Genomic DNA, 21,692 nt, shown 5'->3' on the forward strand with positions numbered 1-21,692 from the left:
TGCGCATCGAGATCCACCGCATGTTGCGCGCGCTGCGCGACGCGCCCGATGCCGCAGGACGCGCGAGCGCGGACGATGCGCGTCCCGCCGCCTGATTTCTTCATTCTTCGAACGGACCGACCATGTGCGATGTATCGATCACCCGCCGCGAGTGGCTCAAGCTCGCCGCGCTGTTCACGAGCGCGGCGGCGTTGCCGCTTCTCGCGCAACGCGCGGCGCGCGCGGCCGTGGAGCCCGACGCGCCGGTGCGCATCGGCTATCTGCCGATCACCGACGCCGCGCCGCTCCTCGTCGCGCATCACAACGGCTATTTCGACGCGGCGGGCGTCGCGGCCGAGAAGCCGCGGCTGTTGCGCAGCTGGGCGCAGCTCGTCGAGGCTTTCCTGTCCGGGCAGGTCAACGTCGTCCATCTGCTGTCGCCGATGACGGTGTGGGCGCGCTACGGCAGCGGTGTGCGGGCGAAAGTCGTCGCGTGGAATCACGTGAACGGCTCGGCGCTGACGGTCGCGCCCGCGATCGACGACGTCCGCCAGCTCGGCGGCAAGACCGTCGCGGTGCCGTTCTGGTATTCGATTCACAACGTCGTCGTGCAGCATCTGCTGCGCGAGAGCGGGCTCGCGCCGGTGCTCAAGCGCACGGGTGGCATCGCGGCGAACGAAGTGAACCTCGTCGTGATGGCGCCCGCCGACATGCCGCCCGCGCTCGCGGCCGGGCAGATCGCGGGCTACATCGTCGCGGAGCCGTTCAACGCGGCGGTCGAGCTGATGAAGATCGGCAAGATCCTGCGGTTTACCGGCGACGTGTGGAAGAATCATGCGTGCTGCGTCGTGTTCATGCACGAGCAGGATCTGAACGCGCGGCCGCAGTGGTCGCAGAAAGTCGTCGACGCGATCGTGAAGGCGCAGCTCTGGGCGCGCGCGCATCCGGACGAGACCGCGCGGCTGCTGTCGAAGGAGGGCGCGCAGCATTACACGCCGCATGCCGTGCAGACGCTGTCGCGTGTGCTCGCGCCGTCGGCGGCGCTCGACGCCGACTATCGCGCGCGCGGCGCGATCCGGTACGCCGGCTGGCGCGAGAAGCGAATCGATTTCCAGCCGTATCCGTTTCCGAGCTACACCGAAGAGCTGGTGCGGCGCCTGAAGCGCACCGCGATGGACGGCGACGCGCGCTTTCTCGAGCGGCTCGATCCGGCGCGCGTCGCGAGCGAGCTCGTCGACGCGCGGTTCGTCACGAAGAGCATCGCGGCCGTCGGCGGCCTCGCGGCGTTCGGGTTGCCCGAATCGTTTTCGCGCGAGGAGACGATCGTTGTCTGACGTATCGGTTCGGCGCGGGCCGGCGCGCGGCGGCGCGGGCGCTCATCGCGGAAGCGGCGCGCCGCCGCGGGTCGCCGCCGCATCTGCCCATGCCGGCCGCCGGCCGCTCGCTCGCCCGCTGCGCGACGCGGCGATCGGCGTCGCTGGCCTCGTCTGCGCGATCGCGCTCTGGTGGGCGGCGACGCACGGGCTGGCGGGGCCGCAGTCGCCCGTGCGCCTGTTCGCGCCGGAGCGTGCGCTCGAAAGCGCGCCCGCGCTGTTGCGCGACGAGCGCCTCGCGATGCACGTGCGCGTGAGCGTCGTGCGCGTGGCGACGGGGCTCGGCATCGCGCTCGCGCTCGGCGTGCCGCTCGGACTGCTGATCGGACGCGTGAGATGGCTCGACGCGCTGCTGTCGCCGACCTTCCAGTTCCTGCGGATGATCTCGCCGCTGTCGTGGATGCCGCTCGCGGTGATGTCGTTCGGCATCGGCGAGCGCTCGATCTGTTTCCTGCTCGCGTTCGCCGCGTTCTGGCCGATCCTGATGAGCACCGCGTCCGGCGTCGGGCAGGTCGACCGGCGCTGGCTCGAGCTCGGCGAGAGCCTCGCCGCGACGCGCGCCGAGCTCGCATGGCACGTGGTGCTGCCGGCGATCACCGCGTCGGTGCTGAGCGGCGCGCGGCTCGCGATCGGCGTGCTGTGGATCGTGCTCGTGCCGGCCGAGATGCTCGGCGTGAGCGCGGGGCTCGGCTATCTGGTGCTCGACACGCGCGACCGGCTTGCGTATTCGGAGCTCGCGGCGGTGATCGTCGTGATCGGCGCGATCGGGCTCGCGCTCGATGCGCTCGCACGGGCCGCGCTTGCCCGCTGGACGAAGGCGCGCGCTTGATGCGGCTGACATGCGTCGGCGTGATGCGGCGCGGCGCGCGATGGCTTGGCTGGGCGCGGATGTTTTGGTGAACGAAGCGCGGTTCGGCATGCCGCGCTCGGCGCAGTTCGGCGCGGTCCGGTAACGCAAGTAAGAAAGGCTAGGACGGCGAGAAAGGCGAGAAAGGCGAGACCAAAACTACCCCACCCGTCCCGCCAAGCCTCGGCCTAACCTTCAGCGATGCCGCGCGTCGAATCGCCGGCCGCGCCAGACGTGTTCCAATCGGCTTACAGCCCTGCGCAATGCGATCCCGGCGCGCGCGTGCGCTCGTTCCCGCTCGCCAGCGCCCGCCGGTCGTGCGCCGCCCGCATGCTGCGAAGCGGCAAGCATCTTGCCGGCCGTCGCGTGGCTATGCTTGATCGACGGCGCGTCATTCGGCGCTCGTCGGCGTTCCGTTGATCCGCCCGTAGTTTTCGGCACGACGCCCGCGCGTCGCCGATTGCGGCGGAGTGGCGCCTGCGGTATGGTCGTCGGATGCGGCGACGCGCCGCTCTCGATCGCCACCTGCCGTGGCTATAGTGTCGAGCCCATCATCCACGCGCAGTGCCGTAGAGAGGCTGTCCATGGCGACCATCGCATCCGAGTTTCACCTCGCTCCGCAACAATTCTCCACCGACGTGCTGCTGGAAAAATACGCGAAGGGCGACGAGCGGACGGTCGACGACATTTACCGCCGCGTCGCCCACGGCGTCGCGCAGGCGGAGCCGGCCGAACTGCGCGACGAAGTCGAGGCGCGCTTCGTCGAGCATCTGCAACGCGGCGCGCTCGGCGCGGGCCGGATCATGAGCGCGGCGGGCAGCGCGATCGCGGCGACGCTGATCAACTGCTTCGTGCAGCCGGTCGGCGACTGCATCCAGGGCGTCGACGAGCGCGGGCTGCCCGGCATCTACGTCGCGCTGCTGCAGGCGGCCGAGACGATGCGGCGCGGCGGCGGCGTCGGCTACAACTTCTCGGCGATTCGCCCGCGCGGCGCGTACGTGCATTCGACGGGCTCGAGCGCGTCCGGTCCGTGCAGCTACATCGACGTGTTCGACGCGTCGTGCCGCACGGTCGAAAGCGCGGGCGCGCGGCGCGGCGCGCAGATGGCGGTGCTCGATTGCGATCATCCCGATCTGCTCGAATTCATCGAAGCGAAACATTCGAAAGGCCGCTGGAACAACTTCAACATCTCGGTCGCGGTGACCGACGCGTTCATGGACGCGGTCGAGCAGGATCTGCCGTGGCAGCTCGTGCACCGCGCGGAGCCGTCACCCGCGCTGCGCGCGGCGGGCGATCTGCATCGGCGCGACGACGGCATGTGGGTCTATGCGGAAAGGCGCGCGCGCGCGATCTGGGACAAGATCATGCGCTCGACGTACGACGTCGCCGAGCCGGGCGTCGTGTTCATCTCGAAGATGAACGACGACAACAACCTGCGCGCGATCGAATTGATTCGTGCGACGAATCCGTGCGGCGAGCAGCCGCTGCCCGCGTACGGCTGCTGCAATCTCGGCCCGCTGAACCTGACGCGCTTCGTGCTCGACCCGTTCGCTCAACTGCGCGGCGGCGAAAGCGTGTTCGACTGGGCCGCGCTCGACGAGCGCACGCGCACGCACGCGCGCTTCCTCGACGACGTGCTCGACGTGACGCTGTGGCCGCTGACCGAGCAGCGCCACGAGGCGCATCAGAAGCGGCGGATCGGCATCGGCTTCACGGGCCTTGGCGACGCGCTCGTGATGCTCGGCCTGCGCTACGACTCGCAGGAAGGGCGCGACTTCGCCGCGCGCGTCGGGCGCGCGATGCGCGACGCCGCGTATCGCGCATCGGTCGAGCTCGCGCGCGAGCGCGGCGCGTTCCCGCTCTTCGACGCGAACCGGTATCTCGAAGCGGGCACGTTCGCGTCGCGGCTGCCCGACGACATTCAGGAAGCCATTCGCCGCGACGGCATCCGCAACAGCCATCTGCTGTCGGTCGCGCCGACGGGCACCGTGAGCCTCGCGTTCGCGGACAATGCGTCGAACGGCATCGAGCCCGCGTTCTCGTGGACCTACCAACGCACGAAGATCATGGCGGACGGCAGCCGCCAGACGTTCGCGGTCGAGGATTACGCTTATCGCCTGTACCGCGAGCTCGGCGGCGACGTCGACGCGTTGCCCGATTATTTCGTCAGCGCGCTGCAGATGTCCGCGCACGATCACCTCGCGATGATGGCGGCCGTGCAGCCGTACATCGACACGTCGATCTCGAAGACGGTCAACGTGCCGGCCGATTATCCGTTCGACGATTTCGAGAGCCTCTATTTCGATGCGTGGAAGAGCGGCCTGAAAGGGCTCGCGACGTACCGGCCGAACGACACGCTCGGCGCGGTGCTGCACACGTCCGAGCCGGACGATACGCTGACGGAGGCGGATCTCGATCCGCTGCGGATCGCGATTGACCACCGGCCGAAGGGCGAGTTGCCCGCGGTGATCGAGAAGGTCGAGTATCTGACGCAGCTCGGGAAGAAGTCGCTGTACGTCGCGGTGTCGTTCATGGAAGTGACGGGGCGCATCGGCGGCGAAGAGGTGACGATCGAGCGGCCGATCGAATTCTTCATCCCGGTCGGCCAGCGCGACGAGTCGCAGCAATGGATCACGGCGACGATGCGCTCGCTGTCGCTCGCCGCGCGCGGCGGCTTCGTCGCGCGCAATCTGCAGGATCTGCGCAAGGTGTCGTGGGATCGCGGACAGGTGCGGCTCGGCGAGACGCAGCGGCTCGACGGCCGGCGCATTCCGCTGTGGCACGACTCGGAAGTCGCCGCGCTCAGCTACGCGATTCAGCAGATATTGCATCGTCGCGGCTTTCTCGACGCCGAGGGCAATCAGGTGCCGTCGCGGCTGCTCGCGGCGCTGCCGCGCGGCGGCGCAGACCCGCATGCGGTTGCCGCGATGCTCTCGGCCGAGACGGAATCGGCATCGGCGGGCGGCGAAAGCGAGGAAGAAACGGCCGCTGCGACGCACAGCGCCGCCGAGCTGCGCACGATGTTCGGGCGCAAGTGCAACTCGTGCGGCGCGAATGCGGTGATCCGCAAGGACGGCTGCGATTTCTGCACCGCTTGCGGCGAGATCGGCGCTTGCGGTTGAGCGTTCGCTCGCCGCGTGCGTCGGCGCGGCCGCCGCTTCGCGATGAGTTTTTCAAGCCGGACCGTGCGGGACGATCGATCCCGCACGGCGCGTCAATCCGCTTTCGCGTCTTGTTCGTCCGATAGCGGGCGTCGCTTCGGCGTCGGTGCCGGCATGCGGCGTGCCCGCCGCGACGATAGTGAAAGGCACGAAGCTGTCGATCACGATTCGACCCATGCCGTGCGCATCGTCCGAGCGTCGCGCGGCGCGCTGATTCATCGCCGGGGCGTCACGACAATGCAATCGGCGCGATCGACGCCCGCGCGTTCTCCTCAATCCTTCCTTCGGCTCGGTCCTGCCTGATTCGCGCGGGTCACGTGCCTGTCCATCCGACGCTTGCCCTTACGTGCGGCGATTCGCGCTCCGCATGCGTCTTCTTCCGAACCGCTCGATTCGCGAGGCGCTCACGCGGCGCGCGAGCGCCGAGCCGCTCGACCGACATCGATCGCTCGAGAAATCGCCGCGACGATCGGAATTTCCGGGCGGAGCGAATCGCGCCGCCGCGGCAACCAGCCGAATTCCGGTTCAATTGGCGAAATTGAAAATGCACGCCAAAAAATATATCTGCCTTTATTTCTGTTTTTGAAATGTCAAGCGATGCGCGCAAATTGCATTAAAAATATTTTGGCCGCACAAAACGAAGAGACCGACTATTTTGGTGAGAAAAGGAAATCTCGAGGAAAGTTGGGATGCCTGTAACCTCAATGATTTAGGGGTTGATGGGCGGATTATTCAAGGCGGGGTTTTCGCGCGGGGGCTTTATTTTTTTGAAAATTGTTTTAACATTGCGCGCTCAAGATGAATCGAAATAGATTTCCCGAAGCATGCAATTTATCGAGCATGATTCAATGGATTGAAATGATCCAATCGAAGAGGGGAAAGCGGATTTAGACGAACTCGACATATCAATTCGAGCACTTTCGATGGGCGCCGGTGCGGCGTCCGCGGCCATTCCTGAGCCGAATGCGGCGAACGTCAGGGCGTTGGCCGGCGCGGCGCCGCCGCCTTCGATCGAAGCGCGCTCGACCGACGACGCCGGCATGCGACACGCGCGGCTTCGTCGCGCCCGGTGCGCGTCACGCGACGCGTGCGACGCAGAATCACCCCGGTTTCTCAGTCAACTTCCCGTGAGCACTGACGATGGACAACTTTTGCCGCATGAATCTGCCTGCAACGACCGATCTGCCGGAGTTCGTCTTCGAGTTGCCGGGCCTGCAGTTTCCGGAGCGCATCAATTGCGCGGCGGCGCTGCTCGACGACGCCGTGGCCAAGCGCGGCTGGGGCGATCGCGTCGCGATCCGGACCGAATCCGGCGCCGCATGGACGTATCGCGAACTGCTCGAACTCAGCAACCGGATCGCGAACATGCTGGTGCGCGACGGGGCTCTCGTGCCGGGCAACCGGGTGCTGCTGCACGGAACCAATCATCCGTTTCTCGCCGCCGCGTGGTTCGCGGTCGTCAAGGCGGGCGGCGTCGTGGTGACGACGATGCCGCTGTTGCGCGCGGGCGAATTGTCGAAAGTCATCGCGCAGGCGAAGGTCTCGCACGCGCTCTGCGAGGCGTCGGTGTCCGCGGAACTGCACGCGGCGACGCAGGCCATGCCCGGCGTCGGATTTCTCCGCTGCTACGAAACGGACGACGCCGCCGCGTTCGAGCGGCTGATGCGCGAATACCCGGCCGCGTTCGAGACGGTCGACACGCAGGCTGACGATCCGTGCATCGTCGCGTTTACGTCCGGCACGACGGGGCGGCCGAAGGCGACCGTGCATGTTCATCGCGACGTGATGGCGATCTGCCATTGCTTTCCGCAGCACGTGCTGAAGCCCCGCGCGGACGACGTGTTCTGCGGCACGCCGCCGTTCGCGTTCACGTTCGGCCTCGGCGCGCTGCTGCTGTTTCCGCTGAGCGTCGGCGCGAGCGCGGTGCTGTTGCAGCGCGCGAAGCCGGACCGGCTGTTCGCCGCGATCGCCGCGCACCGCGTGAGCATCCTCTTCACCGCGCCGGCCGCGTACCGGGCGATGCTCGACGACATCGGCGGCCACGACATCTCGAGCCTGCGCAAATGCGTGTGCGCGGGCGAGGCGCTGCCGGTGCCGACGCGCAACGCTTGGCTCGCGCGCACGGGCATCCGCATCATCGACGGCATCGGCTCGACCGAGATGCTGCACATCTTCGCGTCGGCGGACGAAACCCAGGTGAAGGAAGGGGCGGTGGGCCGGGCGGTGCCCGGCTACCGGCTCGCGATCCTCGACGAGCGCGGCGAGCGTCTGCCGCCCTACCACGTCGGCCGCCTCGCGGTGCGGGGGCCGACCGGCTGCCGCTATCTGAACGACGCGCGGCAGCGCGATTACGTGCAGCACGGCTGGAACCTGACGGGCGACGCCGCCTATCTCGACGAGGACGGCTATCTGTTCTACCAGTCGCGCGCAGACGATCTGATCATCAGCCTCGGCTACACCATTTCGCCCGCCGAAGTCGAGGAAGCCATGCTGCGCCACGCGGACGTGCTCGAATGCGGCGTCGTCGGCGCGCCGGACGAACGGGGCGGCACGCTCGTGTGCGCGCACGTCGTGCTGCGGCCCGGCGTGTGCGCCTCCGACGCGCTGACGGCCGCATTGCAGCAGCACGTGAAGGCGCAGATCGCGCCGTACAAGTATCCGCGGCGCATCGAGTATCGCGCTGACGGCCTGCCGCGCAACGAGTCCGGCAAGTTGCAGCGCTTCAAGCTGCGGCAGGCGGCCGAGAGCGACGTGCAAGCGGCCTGACGGCCGCGCCGCGCGGCCGGCGTTCGGCGCCGGCAACGCCCAATTCAATCAACATCGAAGCGACATGAAAATACTAGGAGCGGGTATTGCGGTATCGGACGGCGCGAAGCACGCGCTGCCGTTTGCGAACGACTATGCGGTGAAGGCGGCGAGGCAGGCGCTCTCGAAGGCGCGCTGCCTGCCGTCGGAGCTCGATCTCATCGTCAGCCTGTCGGTTTCCCCGAACCGGATGGCGGACGCGGCGCCGATCGCGGGGCCGCGGCTCGCGCATCCGGTGCAGCGCGATCTGCGCGCGTCCAACGCGGCCGTGTTCGATCTGCTCGACGCGGACTGGACGCTCGCGCTCGATCTCGTGCAGAGCCATTGCCGGCAGCTCGGCTACCGCCGCGCGCTCGTCGTGAGGGCGGAGGCGCTCGCCGACGTCGAAGGCGCGGAGTCCGGCGGCTATGCCGACGGCGCGGGCGCGATCGTGCTCGCGCCCGGCCGCGACGATCGCTACCACGCGAGCTATGCGGACCTCGACGCGCCGAGTCTCGCGACCCTCGGCGCCGTGCCGGCGCGGCACATGCATGAAACAGGCATCGTCGCGCGCTTCGACGGCGGCTTCGATCCGGCCACGGGCCGTTTCCGCACGCAGCCGAGCAATGCGGACGCGGCCGTGCGCTCGGTCGTCGGCGACGTGCGAAGCAAGATCGACGCGCCGGTATCCGAACTGTTTCGTGAATCGTGGCTGCGGGGCTGGCTGTCCGACGAGCCCGGCTTCGCGAGCGAGACGCGCGTCGACATGATCGACGGCGCCGCCGACATACCCGCCGCGTTCCAGCTGCCCGCGTGGCTCGCGACCCGCGCGGCCGCCTCCGCGGGCGTGCGCGGCGACGCGCAGGTCGTCGCCGCGCTGACGCTCGACGCGTTCAAGCCGCGCATCGCATGCATCGCAATGGAGGTCTGATGTCCTACAACGTTCGTATGGCCAGTCTGGCGTGCAATCTGCCGTCGCGCTTGCTGCGCAACGACGATCCCGCATTCGACGACGTCGAGCCGATTCCGTCGGAGTGGTGGCACTTCTGGGGAATCAAGTCGCGCTATGTGATCGATCCGCGCGCGGGCGAGTCCGAGCTCGCGATGGCGGAGCATACCGCGCGCCAGGCGCTCGCGCGCGCGGGCGTCGATGCGGCCGATCTCGATCTCGTGCTGTTCAACATCACGTCGCCGTACGTCAACGCGGAAGGCGGCGCGAGGCGGTTCGCGCCGCGGCTCTCGCGCACGCTGCGCGAACGGCTCGGCGCGCGTCGCGCGCTCGATGCGGACGTCGAAATGGAATGCGCGAGCTTCGTGCTGCAGATGCAGCTCGCGACAAACCTGATCAAGCAAGGGCGCGTGAAGCGCGCGCTCGTGTGCTCGTCGGAGCGGATGTCGGGCGTCGTCGATTATGCGAGCAAATCGTCGACGACGTTCGGCGACGGCGCGGCGGCCGCCGTGCTCGTCGCCGACGCGCATGATCCGCAGGGCGCGGACTGGCTGAGCGCCGTCTATCGCAGCGACGCGACGCACTACGATCTCGCGACGATGCAATGGCGCTACCCGAGGCCCGCGGCGAACCGCGAGGAAGCGGAGCGTCAGGCCGAGCGATTCGGCGCGTATTTCACGCTGAAACCGGAGGCGCAGGAGCAGATCGCGCGCTTCATGCCCGAGGCGATTCCCGACATCGTCGAGCGGCTGTTGCGCAAGAGCGGCGCGAGCGCGAACGACATCGACGCGATGGTGTTCCATCAGCCATCCGAGATTCTCGTGCGCGCGTGGGCGCAGCGCCTCGGCCTCGCGCCGGATCAATACGTGATTCGCCTCGCCGATTGCGCGTGCCTCGTGTCGGCCGCGGTGCCGCTCGCGCTCTATGAATCGATTCGCAGCGGCGTCGTGAAGCCCGGCTCGCAGGTGGTGATCGCGGGCGCGGGCGCCGGCTGGGGGTTCGGCGCGCAGCTGTGGCGGTGGGGCGAAACGGTCGTGACCGATGCGGATTCGCCCGCCCAAGCCGCGGAGGCCGACCATGCCGCGTAACCTCGTCATCGCCGGGCTCGGTCATGCGCTGCCGGAGCGTATCGTCGACAACGACGAAGTCGCGAGCGTCATCGACACGAGCGACGAGTTCATCCGCACCCGCACCGGCGTGCGGCATCGCCGCTATCTCGCGCCGGGCCAGCAGCTCGCGGACCTCGCGTGCCCGGCTGCCGAGCGGGCGATGGCCGACGCGGGCGTCGCGCCCGCCGACATCGATCTGCTGATCGTCAACACGCTGTCGCCGGATCATCACGATCCGTCGCAGGCGTGCTACATCCAGCCGAGGCTCGGGCTGCGCGAGATTCCGTGCTTCGACATCCGCGCGCAATGCAGCGGCGGACTGTACGGGATCGAGATCGCGCGACACTTCCTCGCGAGCGGCCTGTATCGCAACGTGCTGCTGATCTGCGCGGAAGCGCTGTCGCGGCGAATCGACACGAGCAACGCGGGCCGCAACCTGTCGATCCTGCTGAGCGACGGCGCCGCCGCGATGGTGCTGAGCGCGCGGGACGACGCGACGCGCGGCCTGCTCGATCTGTCGCTCGGCGCGGACGGCACGCAGTTCGATCTGCTGCAGACGGAAGCGCCGGGCGCGAAGCGGCCGAACTTCATCGACGCCGACGACATCGCGGCCGGCCGCCACTGCTTCCGGATGCGCGGCGCCGACATGTTCGCGGACGCGACGCGCCGCATCGTCGACGCGTGCCGGCAAATGCTCGACAAGCACCGGCTGACGCTCGGCGACATCGGGCTCGTCGTGCCGCACCAGCCGAACCTGCGGATCATCGACGCGGTGATCGAGCAGCTCGGCCTGCCGCGCGAGCGCTGCATGATTTCCGTCGAGGATCTCGGCAACATGGCGAGCGCCGCGTTTCCGGTGGCGCTCGCGCTCGCGCGCGAGCAAGGACGAATGCGCTCCGGCCAACTGAACCTGTTCGTGACCTACGGCGCGGGCGCGACGTGGGCGTGCGCGCTCTACCGGAGCTGAACGACATGCGGCACAGCACCCCTGGCTGGATCGATTCGCAGCTCGCCATCGTCGGCGACGCGGACGTGCCGCTGTACGTGGTCGTCAACGACGAGGCCGCGACGCTCGTCGAAGGCGGGCTGAGCGGCATGACCGAGCTCGTGTGGCGTCAGCTTCACGATCTGCTGAAGGACTACGGCGGCATCCGGCATCTGCGCTACTGGCTGATCACGCATTCGCACTACGACCATTGCAGCCTACTCGGTACCTTGCAGCCGCGCATGCCGTGGCTGCATGTCGTCGGCTCTCCCGATACCGCCGACGCGCTGCAGAGCCCGTCCGCGCGCCGCACGATCAGAAAGCTCGACGCTCAGGCGTCCGTTGCGTGGGAGCCGGTCGCGCAAGCCGATCTCGCGGACCTGTCCGACATCCCGCTGCATCCGCTCAATGCGGGCAGGGAGCTCGACATCGGCGAAGGGATGCGGATGCGCGCGATCGCGCTGCCGGGCCACAGCGCCTGCCTGTTCGGCTATCACTGCCCGCAGCTCGATCTGCTGTTCGTGTCGGACGCGCTCGGCGAATACCACGGGCCGGCGCAATGGCTGCCGCTCGTGTTCGAGGATCTGTCCGCGTATCGGCAGTCGCTCGGCGCGATCGAGCGGCTGCACGCGTCGCGGATCGCGCTCGGCCATCACGGGATCGTCGGCGGCGACATCGCGCGGCATGCGGTGCGGCACGCGCGCGACGGGCTCGCCGCGCGCGACGACGAAGCGCGCGCGACGCGCGGCGATGCGGCCGCGACGCGCGCGCTCGCGCAGCTATGGACCGAGCGCTACGCGGCGCGCAGCGCGAAAGTGGTGCCGCGCGCGCTGCATCTGAAGAGCATGGAACGAATGATCGACCTGTTTCAGCGCGCCGCGTAGGCGCGCGACCGCCGGCGCGGGCGACCTCTGCGCCGATTGCCCCACCGGCCGGCTCACCTCGGATCTTCGGCGCCGGCCGCCGAACGCTACCACCACGACCGTGGGTTTCATTTTCTGTCGGATGACGTCATGACCACCACCAATCTGCCGAAGACGATCAACGAGCTGCTGCGTTCGCGCGCGGCGAAGAGGGGCGAGAAAGTCGCCTATCTGTTCTTGAGCGGTCAGCCCGACGACGAGCAGCAGCAATCGATCACATTCGCGGATCTCGACCGCTCGGCGCGCCGCGTCGCGCTGCTGCTGCAGCGGCAATCAGTCGGCGTCGGCGAGCGCGTGCTGCTGCTGTGCCGGCCCGGCCTCGACTACATCTGCGGCTTTCTCGGCTGCCTGTACGCGGGCGCGGTTGCGGTGCCGGTCTATCCGCCGCGCAACCGGCAGCACGCGGCGCGCATCGTCGGCATCGTCGAGAGCGCGGGCGCGAAGGCGATCCTCTGCACGGGCGACGATTTCGCGCGCTGCACGAAGCTGCTCGAAGACACCGCGGCGTCGCACGTCGCGCTGCTCGATCTCGATGCCGCGAAGCCGCTCGACGCGTCGCTCGAGCCGGCGGCCGTCGCGCCTTCTCACGTCGCGTTCCTGCAGTACACGTCGGGCACGACCGGCAAGCCGAAGGGCGTGATGGTCACGCACGGCAACCTGATGCACAACCTCACGCTGATCGGCGAATGGATGGGCTATCACGAAGAGAGCACGATGGTGAGCTGGCTGCCGCCTTATCACGACATGGGGCTGATCGGCGGCATCCTGACATCGCTGTTCGGCGGCTTCCGTTGCGCGCTGATGGCGCCCGAGCGTTTCATCCAGCATCCGTTCCTGTGGCTGCGCGCGATCAGCGACTTTCGCGCGGACGTGACGGGCGCGCCCGACTTCGCCTATCGGATGTGCAGCCGCCGCATCCCGGACGAGCAGCTCGCGACGCTCGACCTGAGCTGCCTGAAGACCGCTTACAGCGGCGCGGAGTCGGTCCGCTACGGCACGCTCGCGGAGTTCGCTCAGCGTTTCGCGCCGACGGGCTTCGATCCCGAACGCTTCAAGCCCTGCTACGGCCTCGCCGAATGCACGCTGCTCGTCGCGGGGCGCAGCGCGCCGCGGCCGCTGCGCACGGTGTGCGTCGATCAGGCGGCGCTGCAGCGGCAGAAGGTGATGATCCGGCGCGAGTTCGAAGGCCTGTCGCCGCAGATGCAGGAGCGCGACGGCGAGCGCGTGCTCGTCAGCGTCGGCGTGGCGATCGGCGAGCAGCGGGTCGTCGTGCGCGATCTGAACACGAACGAGCGCTGCGCGGACGACGAAATCGGCGAGATCTGCGTCGCGGGCGAGAGCGTCGCGCCCGGCTACTGGCAGCAATACGGACAGACGATCGCGACGTTCCAGCGCGGCATCGGCGGCGAGGCGGGGCAGGAGTTCGCGGGCACGGGCGACCTCGGCTTCCATCATCGCGGCGATCTGTACGTCACCGGCCGCCTGAAGGACATGATCATCATCGCCGGGCGCAACTACTATTCGGAAGACGTCGAGTACGCGGTGATCGGCAGCCGGCCCGAGCTGGTGCCCAACGGCTGCGCGGCGTTCACGATCGACGCGGGCGACGAGGAGCGGCTCGTCGTCGTCGCCGAAATCGAGCGCACGCATCGCAAGGGCGATCTCGACGCGCTGCTCAAGAGCATTCGCGAATCGATCTGGCTTCGCCACGACATCAGCCCCGGCGCGGTGCTGCTGGTGTCGCCCGGCAGCGTGCCGAAGACGTCGAGCGGCAAGGTGCGGCGCAGCGAATGCCGCAACCGGTTGCGCGACGGCGAGCTGACGGTGCTCGCGCGCTGGGACGCGGACGATCGCATCGCCGACGCGACGCGGGGAGCGGCCACGCCGTCGGCCTCATCGGCTTCGCCGGCCTCGCCAGCCTCGCCGGCTTCGCCGGCCGCATCGGCGCCTTGCGCCGCGTCGGGCGCGAAAGCCGATGCGGCCGACGTGGCCGACCCGAGCGGCGCCGCATCGCCGAGCGCAGCGAAGGTCGAGCAGCTCAAGGACTGGCTGCGCCACTATGCACGCACGCGGATCGATTCGCGAACCATCGACGAGCGCCGGACGATTCCGCCGCACATCGTGCTCGACTTCGGCAACGAAGGGCTGCTCGGCATGCAGATCGACCGCGCATACGGCGGCCTCGGCTTCACGAATCGCGAGATGCTGCAAGTGGTGTCGCAGCTCGCGACGATCGATTCGACGCTGGCATTCTTCGTCGGCCTGAACAATACGCTCGGCATCCGGCCGATCATGCTGCATGCGCAGCCCGCGCTGCGCGACGAGCTGCTGCCGCTGCTCGCCACGGGCCGCACGCTCGCCGCGTTCGCGCTCACCGAGCCGGCCGCGGGCTCGAACGTGCGAGCGATCGGGGCGGCCGCGCAGCGCGTCGACGGCGATCACTGGCTCGTGAGCGGCCAGAAGAGCTGGAGCGGATCGTCGGCGTGGGCGGGCGTGATCAACGTGTTCGCGAAGCAGGCCGACGGCGCGGGGATGGTCGGGCTCGCCGTCAGGCAGGGCACGCCCGGCCTGCGGATCGGCGCGGAAGACCTGACGATGGGCGTGCGCGGCATGATCCAGAACACGCTGCATCTGGATCGCGCGCGCGTGAGCGACGCGTGCCGGCTCGGCGCGCCCGGACAGGGGATGGCGCTCGCGCAGCAGACGATGAATTTCGCACGCCTGGGCATCGGCGCGGTCTGCGTCGGCGGGATGAAGCGCTGCGCGCAACTGATGCATCGCTACGGCGCGCGGCGCCAGATCGGCACGGGCCTGCTGCTCGACAACCCGCTGAGCCGGCAGCGTCTCGGCGATCTGCGGCACCGCATCGACGGCTTGACCGCGCTGATCGACCTGCTCGCCGCCGATTTCGACGCGGGACGCGACGCACCCGAAGACGGCTTGCTGATCGCGAAGATTCTCGGCTCCGAGTTTCTGTCGCAAACCTCCGACGAGCTGATGCAAATGCTCGGCGGGCGCGGCTACATCGAAACGAATCTCGCGCCGCAGATCTTCCGCGACGCGCGGCTGCCGCGGATCTTCGAGGGGCCGACCGAGACGCTGCTCGCGCATCTGGGCAGCCGCGTGCTGAACGGCGGCGACGATCTGCTCGGCTATCTGAGCGAACGAACGGGCGCGGGCGCGCTTGCTTCCGAGCTGCGCGGGCTCGGCGAGCAACTGCTCGAGGACGGGCTTGCGAACGGCGAGCCGCTCGGCGGCGCCGCGCATGCGACGAACTGGGTCAACTACTGGCTCGGCAGCGTCGCGCAGTGGGCGCTGCTGCTCGCGGCCGTCGAGCAGGCCGCGAAACGGCGCGGCGTCGACGCCGCGACGCTCGAATGGGCGCAGAGCCAATACGAGCTCGCAGTCGAGGCGGCGCAGCGTCAGGTCGGCCGGCGGCGCGTATTGTCGAGCGCCGCGCAGCTCGCCGAGTGGGCGCGGCGCGTCGAGCACGAAATCGGCCCGATCGAGCAGACGGTGCCGGGCGCGCAGCAGCGGCTCGATCCGCTGCTGCGCGCCGAGTACGACGCGCGTCCGGACGCGTCCGACGCGGACATCGCGCTTGCCGACGACGCACCGTCACCCGTGGCGGCCGTCGCGTCCGCGCCGATTGCGCCGGCCGATCCCGAGCTGAAGCGGGAATACGAGCAATGGCTGGTGACATGGCTCGGCGAGCGTCTGCGCAATCGCCGGATTTCGCTGACGGCCGAGACGACCTTCGCCGACATCGGCCTCGATTCGATCCTCGCTGTCGAGCTGACGATGGCGTTCAGCGACGCGTTCCGCACGACCGTCGACGCATCCGCCGTCTGGGACCACGCGTCGATCGACGCATTGGCGACGCATCTCGCCACCCGAACGGACCAAGGCGCGCGCCCGCACGCGGACGCGGCTCCGTCCGACATTTCTTCTTCCATGTGAGGCGCATCCGATCATGCAGTCGCTTTGTGAACTTGCCACGTCTGCCGGCACCCTGACCGCGCAGCTCGAAAACTACCTCCGCTCGCATGCGAACGACAGCTGCAAGCTGCTCGGCGTGCCGCTCGGCACGCCGCTGAACGTCGAGATCGTCGACGCCGGCGCACCGATCGAAACCCGCCGCGACGTTCAGGCGGCGACGCTGCGCATCGGCAGCGACGACGCGCAGCGCGTGATGGCCTACACGCGCAGTTGCAACTGGGCGAACGGCATCGTGCTCGTGCCGACGCTCACGCGCCTGGTGCTCGCGGGCGCGTTCGACGCCCTGAAGGCCGGCGAGCCCCGCTCGATGCGCGCGTTCGCCGCCACGCGCAAGGCCGATCCGACGCTCAACCTCGGCCTGCTGTGGGGCGCGCTGAACCTGCTCGGCCTCGCCGGCTGGGTGACGCTCGGCAGCGGCGACGAGCAGGCCGACTATGCGCTGACGCCGGCCGGCGCGTGCGTCGTCGAGTGCGTGAACGCGCAGCGGCCGCTCTTCACGCGATTGGCCGACGCGACGTCGATGCTGCAGCACCTGCATGCGCTCTGCCATCGTCGCCGCACGGACGACGACGAAAGCGCGCTCTACGCGGATCTCGCGCGCATCTGCGTCGAAGGGTGGCCGCTGCCGGAACCGCGCGACGGGCTCGAGCGGCACGTCCACGCGCAGCTTCGCACCGCGATGGACGGGCTGCTGCTCGGCCCGACGTGGGTCGCGCTCGACATGCCGGTGTTCGAGAAACAGGGCAAGCAGCAAGGCAAGGCCGCGCCGAGCTTCTTCGAGGCGTTCGACGCGCAGCGCGACTGGGTGTCGGCCGCCGATGCGTGGCCGCACGCGGACCGCGTCACGCTGCGCGCCGCCTGGGCGCTGATGCGTCACGCGGGCGCGGCGGAAGTCGAGGCCGACGGCGCGCGCGTGCGGCTCAACGAAGCGGGCCGGATTCATCGGCCGATCGCCGCGCCGTATGCGGGGCTCGCCGCGTCGTATCTGCGCTCGTATGCGCTGCTCGACGAACTGCTGTTCGGCGATCCCGATCCGCTCGACGTCGATCGCGACGGGCACGTCGATCGCGTGATGAACGTGTATGCGTCGAGCGGCGCCGGGTCGGGTCCGGCGTCGAAGGAAATCACGACGAAGATCATTCGGCGCCTGTTCGACGACACGCCGCTCGACCAGCAGCCGGCCGGCATCTCCGACATGGGCTGCGGCGACGGCAGCGCGCTTCGGCGCCTCGCGCAATACGTGATCCAGTCGACGCGGCGCGGCCGGCATCTCGCCGAGTATCCGCTCATCGTGATCGGCGCGGACTACAACGAATCGGCGCGCAGCCGCGCGGCGGACACGCTGTCCGAGCTGAGCGACGTGCCGGGCGTGCACGTTCGCGTGATCGACGCGGACATCTCGCGGCCCGATCGCTACGACGAAGCGGTGGCGGCGAGCGGCCTGACGCTGAAGGCTCCGGACGGCAGCCGCCGCGCGGCGCGGCTGAGCGATCTGCTGCACACGTTCATGTTCCTCGTGCACAACCGCCGCCTCGGCGTGCGCAGCGGCGACGCCGCCGACGCGATTCTCGAGCGCCATCTGCGGCAGGTCGATCGCGCGCATCTGCGCAGCGTCGTCGAGCGTTACTATCCGGGACAACTGACCGTATCGGACGATGCGGCGCTGCCGGTTCCGCTTGACGAGATCAAGCGTGCGTTTCGCGTCGCGTACAGCGATGCCGAAGGGCTCGTGCCCGGCTACGTCGCGGCCGCCGACCTGATCGATTTCGTCGCGCGCTGGAAGCCGCACGCGAAGCACGGCTTCCTCGTCGTCGAAGGGCACAGCCCTTGGGCCGCGAGCCTGCTGGACGACGCGGTCGCCGAGCCGGAGCGCTGGACGCGCACCGAGCAATTGCCGTCGGTGTTCAATTGGGGGATGCACTTCCTGTCGCGGCAGTTCATGGCGCCGTTCGACGAATTCATGCTCGCGATGTGCATGGCGGGCCTGTGCCCGCGAGACGCGATCCACGGACGCATTCATCCGGAGGGTTTCCCCGGGCCGGACCTGTTGAGCGAATACCGGTTCTTCAGCATCGCCGACTATGTCGCGTTCGACGCGGCACATGCCTGACGCGGCTCGCCCGCCGATTTCGGCGGGAACGCGGCGCGCGCAACGCGAGCGCCTTTCGTCCGTTTGCGGCGCTCGTCTTCCGGGCGGCGCAAGCAGACGGCGTGCGTGCGCGTCGCATGCCGCCGCGCGCCGCGCGCCGTGCGGCATGCGATGCCTTGCACGATGCCGCACGCTTGCTTCCTAGACTTCGTATTCGACATCGGTTCGAGCGAAATCCGCCTGTTTTTTCCCGTCGATCCCGTTGCCGCGCCGATGCGATGCCGTATAGTTCGGCTGGCGCGGCGGCGAACCGTGCCGCGCTTCGATCGCGACAATTTAACCAGTTCACCATAATCAATAGGGGAGGGGAAACATGACGGTGTCGCAAACTTGCCTGCTGATCACCGCACTGACGCCGTTCGTCTGGACGATGTGCGCGAAGTCGGGCAAGCAGTACGACAATCACGAGCCGCGCCGCTATCTCGCGCAACTCGAAGGCTGGCGGGCGCGCGCGTTCGCCGTGCATCAGAACTCGTGGGAGGCGCTCGCGCTCCTCACCGCGGCGCTCGTCGTCGCATGGCACAACGGCGCGAACGCGCAGCGCGTCGATCAACTCGCGGTCGTTTTCGTCGCGTCGCGCGCACTGTACGGCGTGCTTTATCTGCTGAACTGGGCGACGCTGCGCTCGCTGGTCTGGACAGTCGGCTTTGTTTGCGCGGTCTGGCTGTTCTTCGTCGCGCCCTGAGCGCGCACGTTCGGGGCCCGCTCGATGCCAGCGTCGCGAGCGGCCGGCGGGGCGGGCGGGGCGTGCTTTGGATGCTTCTCCGGCTCGACACGATGCACGAACGCTCGATGCGCCGGGCCATCGCGGCTCGGCATCAAAAAAAGCCCTCGTCACGATGCTCTCCACATCGCCACGAGGGCCAACGGTAGTGGGTAGAACGAATGGCGCGCGGGTCAGGCGGCGACGCTCTCCGCGCTCGCCGCGGCTTCGACGTCGGCCGCCAGCCCCGCATCCGCTTCGCTGCGGATCAGGTAGTCGAACGCGCTAAGCGAAGCCTTCGCCCCCTCGCCGACCGCAATCACGATCTGCTTGTACGGCGCGGTCGTCACGTCGCCGGCGGCGAACACGCCCGGCACCGACGTCGCGCCGCGCGCGTCGACGACGATCTCGCCGTGCTTCGACAACTCGACCGTTCCCTTCAGCCATTCGGTGTTCGGCACGAGGCCGATCTGCACGAACACGCCTTCGAGCTCGACGCGCTTCGCCTCGCCGGTGCGCATGTCCTCGTAGACGAGCCCGTTCAGCTTCGCGCCGTCGCCCGTGAGTTCGGTCGTGCGCGCCTGCATGATCACCGTCACGTTCGCGAGGCTGCGCAGCTTGCGCTGCAGCACGTCGTCCGCGCGCAGTTGCGCGCCGTATTCGATCAGCGTGACTTCGCGGACGATGCCGGCGAGATCGATCGCCGCTTCGACGCCCGAATTGCCGCCGCCGATCACGGCGACGCGCTTGCCCTTGAAGAGCGGTCCGTCGCAATGCGGGCAGTACGTGACGCCGCGGTTGCGGTACTCGCGCTCGCCGGGCACGCCGATTTCGCGCCAGCGCGCGCCCGTCGCGAGCACGACGGCCTTCGCCCTCAGCACCGCGCCGCTCGCGAGACGAATTTCGTGGACGCGGCCCGGGACGAGCTTGTCCGCGCGCTGCACGTCGATCACGTCGACTTCGTATTGCTTCACGTGCTGCTCAAGCGCGGTGGCGAACTTCGGCCCTTCGGTTTCCTTCACCGACACGAAGTTTTCGATTGCCATCGTGTCGAGCACCTGCCCGCCGAAGCGCTCGGCGACGACGCCCGTCTCGATGCCCTTGCGCGCCGCGTAAATCGCGGCCGCCGCGCCCGCGGGCCCGCCGCCGACGATCAGCATGTCGAACACCGGCTTCGCCGCGAGCGCCTGCGCCGCGCGCCGGCTCGCGCCGCTGTCGAGTTTCGCGAGGATCTCCTTCACGCTGCTGCGGCCCTGGCCGAACGTTTCGCCGTTCAGGAAAATCGTCGGCACGGCCATGATGCGGCGCGCTTCGATTTCGTCCTGGAACAGCGCGCCGTCGATCATCACGTGGCGGATGCGCGGATTGACGAGCGCCATCACGTTGAGCGCCTGCACGACCTCCGGGCAGTTCTGGCAGGTGAGCGAGATATACGTTTCGAACGCGTAATCGCCGTCGAGCGCGCGGATCTGCTCGATCACGTCGTCGTCGAGCTTGAGCGGATGGCCACCCGCTTGCAGCAGCGCGAGCACGAGCGACGTGAATTCGTGGCCCATCGGAATGCCGGCGAAGCGGATGCCGGCCGCCTTGCCGGGCTCGCCGACCGAGAACGACGGCTTGCGCTCGGCGTTGTCGCGGCGCTCGACGACGGCGACTCGCGGCGACAGCGACGCGATCTCGTCGAGCAGCGCGCGCAGCTCGCGCGACTTGTCGCCGTCGTCGAGCGTCGCGACGAGCTCGACCGGACGGTTGATCCGCTCGAGGTACGATTTCAACTGAGTCTTGAGATTGGCGTCCAGCATGACGATTCGGATTCCGTAACGAGAATGGGCCGTACGCGCGGCCGTCGCGCGATGCGATACGGCGACGGACGCAGCGGTGCGGGGCGCGGGCCGCTGCGAGACGCGGCCTGCTTGACGCGCACGGCGGGCACTGCCGCCGCGCGGCTTCAGATCTTGCCGATCAGGTCGAGCGACGGCGTGAGCGTGTCGGCGCCCGGCGTCCATTTGGCGGGGCAGACCTCGCCCGGGTGCGCGGCGACGTACTGCGCGGCCTGGACCTTGCGCAGCAGCTCGCCCGCGTCGCGGCCAATGCCGTTGTCGTGGATCTCGCACAGCTTGATCTCGCCTTCCGGGTTGATCACGAACGTGCCGCGCAGCGCGAGGCCTTCTTCCTCGATCAGCACGTCGAAGTTGCGCGAGATCGCGAGCGTCGGATCGCCGATCATCGGATACTTGATCTTCGAGATCGTGTCCGACGTGTCGTGCCATGCCTTGTGCGTGAAGTGCGTATCGGTCGACACCGCGTAGATTTCAACGCCGAGCTTCTGGAATTCGGCGTAGCGGTCTGCCAGATCGCCCAGCTCCGTCGGGCACACGAACGTGAAGTCGGCCGGATAGAACACGACGACGGACCATTTGCCCTTCAGGGTCTCGTCGCTGACTTGCACGAAGTCGCCGTTGTGATACGCGGTGGCCTTGAACGGTTTGATCTGGCTGTTGATGATCGGCATTTGCGCTTCCTCTTGAATCGGTGTGTGATCAGGAAGCGCCAGTATGGCGATGGGGTGCGATTCTGTGAAATTGCTTGTTTCAATGATCGGAATCGGTATTTCCTATCCGGCCGGCCCGGACGCGAGAGGGCAAAAAAAAGGCGGCGCATCGAGGATCGAGATGCGTCGCCCAATGCGGATATCGAGGGAATATCCGCAAGCACGCTATGTAAGGCGGCT

At 68.5% G+C, this 21,692-nt stretch carries 16 protein-coding genes; 12 read left to right on the plus strand and 4 right to left on the minus strand.

The genetic code is table 11. From position 1 onward, the window contains the following. Nucleotides 1-122 precede the first annotated feature (122 nt). Together WS91_RS16855 and WS91_RS16860 are read left to right on the plus strand one after the other, a co-directional pair. On the plus strand, nt 123-1,313 hold the full coding sequence (locus tag WS91_RS16855) for an ABC transporter substrate-binding protein (RefSeq protein WP_059670650.1): 1,191 nt from the start codon (nt 123-125) through the stop codon (nt 1,311-1,313). Then, nucleotides 1,306-2,181 (plus strand): ABC transporter permease, encoded by an 876-nt coding sequence (locus WS91_RS16860; RefSeq protein ID WP_038752812.1) that lies wholly within the window; start codon nt 1,306-1,308, stop codon nt 2,179-2,181. Before WS91_RS16855 ends, WS91_RS16860 begins: the two co-directional genes overlap by 8 nt. A 409-nt stretch (nt 2,182-2,590) precedes the next feature. On the opposite strand, the gene WS91_RS35945 is transcribed toward WS91_RS16860, so the two are convergent. Continuing rightward, nucleotides 2,591-2,785: a hypothetical protein gene (locus WS91_RS35945; RefSeq protein ID WP_145986920.1), complete on the minus strand. Its 195-nt coding sequence runs from the start codon at nt 2,783-2,785 to the stop codon at nt 2,591-2,593. On the opposite strand from WS91_RS35945, the gene WS91_RS16865 reads away from it, so the two are divergent. Beyond that, nucleotides 2,784-5,321, plus strand: a complete 2,538-nt coding sequence (locus WS91_RS16865) for an adenosylcobalamin-dependent ribonucleoside-diphosphate reductase (protein ID WP_059642603.1) — start codon at nt 2,784-2,786, stop codon at nt 5,319-5,321. The genes WS91_RS35945 and WS91_RS16865 overlap by 2 nt on opposite strands. A gap of 51 nt (nt 5,322-5,372) precedes the next feature. Here WS91_RS16865 and WS91_RS16870 read toward each other — a convergent pair whose 3' ends face one another. Then, on the minus strand, nt 5,373-5,579 hold the full coding sequence (locus WS91_RS16870; RefSeq protein ID WP_038752816.1) for a hypothetical protein: 207 nt from the start codon (nt 5,577-5,579) through the stop codon (nt 5,373-5,375). Between the two features lie 148 nt (nt 5,580-5,727). Here WS91_RS16870 and WS91_RS16875 point away from each other — a divergent pair, with 148 nt between their 5' ends. The 9 genes from WS91_RS16875 to WS91_RS16920 all read left to right on the plus strand — a co-directional run bounded on the left by WS91_RS16875 (nt 5,728) and on the right by WS91_RS16920 (nt 18,943). After that, nucleotides 5,728-5,946 (plus strand): hypothetical protein, encoded by a 219-nt coding sequence (locus tag WS91_RS16875; RefSeq protein WP_059670651.1) that lies wholly within the window; start codon nt 5,728-5,730, stop codon nt 5,944-5,946. A gap of 554 nt (nt 5,947-6,500) precedes the next feature. Beyond that, a complete protein-coding gene (locus WS91_RS16880; protein ID WP_059670652.1) occupies nt 6,501-8,126 on the plus strand; it encodes an AMP-binding protein in 1,626 nt (541 codons plus the stop codon). A 64-nt stretch (nt 8,127-8,190) separates the two neighbouring features. Continuing rightward, the gene (locus WS91_RS16885) at nt 8,191-9,075 is read left to right on the plus strand and encodes a hypothetical protein (protein WP_038752822.1); all 885 of its coding nucleotides are present in this window, start codon (nt 8,191-8,193) and stop codon (nt 9,073-9,075) included. Further along, nucleotides 9,075-10,181 (plus strand): 3-oxoacyl-ACP synthase III family protein, encoded by a 1,107-nt coding sequence (locus WS91_RS16890; RefSeq protein WP_038752824.1) that lies wholly within the window; start codon nt 9,075-9,077, stop codon nt 10,179-10,181. The genes WS91_RS16885 and WS91_RS16890 overlap by 1 nt, the downstream gene beginning before the upstream one ends. Next, complete coding sequence (locus WS91_RS16895; protein WP_059579613.1) at nt 10,171-11,169, plus strand: ketoacyl-ACP synthase III; 999 nt, start codon at nt 10,171-10,173, stop codon at nt 11,167-11,169. The genes WS91_RS16890 and WS91_RS16895 overlap by 11 nt, the downstream gene beginning before the upstream one ends. Before the next feature lie 5 nt (nt 11,170-11,174). Next, nucleotides 11,175-12,071, plus strand: a complete 897-nt coding sequence (locus WS91_RS16900; protein ID WP_038752845.1) for an MBL fold metallo-hydrolase — start codon at nt 11,175-11,177, stop codon at nt 12,069-12,071. Between the two features lie 129 nt (nt 12,072-12,200). Next, nucleotides 12,201-16,070 carry an AMP-binding protein gene (locus WS91_RS16905; protein ID WP_059670653.1) on the plus strand — a complete coding sequence of 1,290 codons (3,870 nt, stop codon included), beginning with the start codon at nt 12,201-12,203 and terminating at the stop codon, nt 16,068-16,070. 13 nt (nt 16,071-16,083) lie between these two features. Further along, entirely contained in the window at nt 16,084-18,219 is a 2,136-nt protein-coding gene (locus tag WS91_RS16910; RefSeq protein ID WP_059670654.1) for an AprA-related methyltransferase, read from the plus strand. A 352-nt stretch (nt 18,220-18,571) separates the two neighbouring features. Continuing rightward, nucleotides 18,572-18,943, plus strand: coding sequence for an MAPEG family protein (locus WS91_RS16920; RefSeq protein ID WP_038752831.1), 372 nt, complete (start codon nt 18,572-18,574; stop codon nt 18,941-18,943). Nucleotides 18,944-19,155: 212 nt separating this feature from the next. On the opposite strand, the gene ahpF is transcribed toward WS91_RS16920, so the two are convergent. Both ahpF and ahpC read right to left on the minus strand, forming a co-directional pair. Further along, nucleotides 19,156-20,763 (minus strand): alkyl hydroperoxide reductase subunit F, encoded by a 1,608-nt coding sequence (ahpF, locus tag WS91_RS16925; protein ID WP_059670655.1) that lies wholly within the window; start codon nt 20,761-20,763, stop codon nt 19,156-19,158. Nucleotides 20,764-20,909: 146 nt separating this feature from the next. After that, nucleotides 20,910-21,473, minus strand: coding sequence for an alkyl hydroperoxide reductase subunit C (ahpC, locus tag WS91_RS16930; RefSeq protein WP_038752835.1), 564 nt, complete (start codon nt 21,471-21,473; stop codon nt 20,910-20,912). Between the last annotated feature and the right edge of the window lie 219 nt (nt 21,474-21,692).

Source organism: Burkholderia sp. MSMB1498 (assembly GCF_001526245.1).
Classification (GTDB): Bacteria; Pseudomonadota; Gammaproteobacteria; order Burkholderiales; family Burkholderiaceae; genus Burkholderia; species Burkholderia savannae.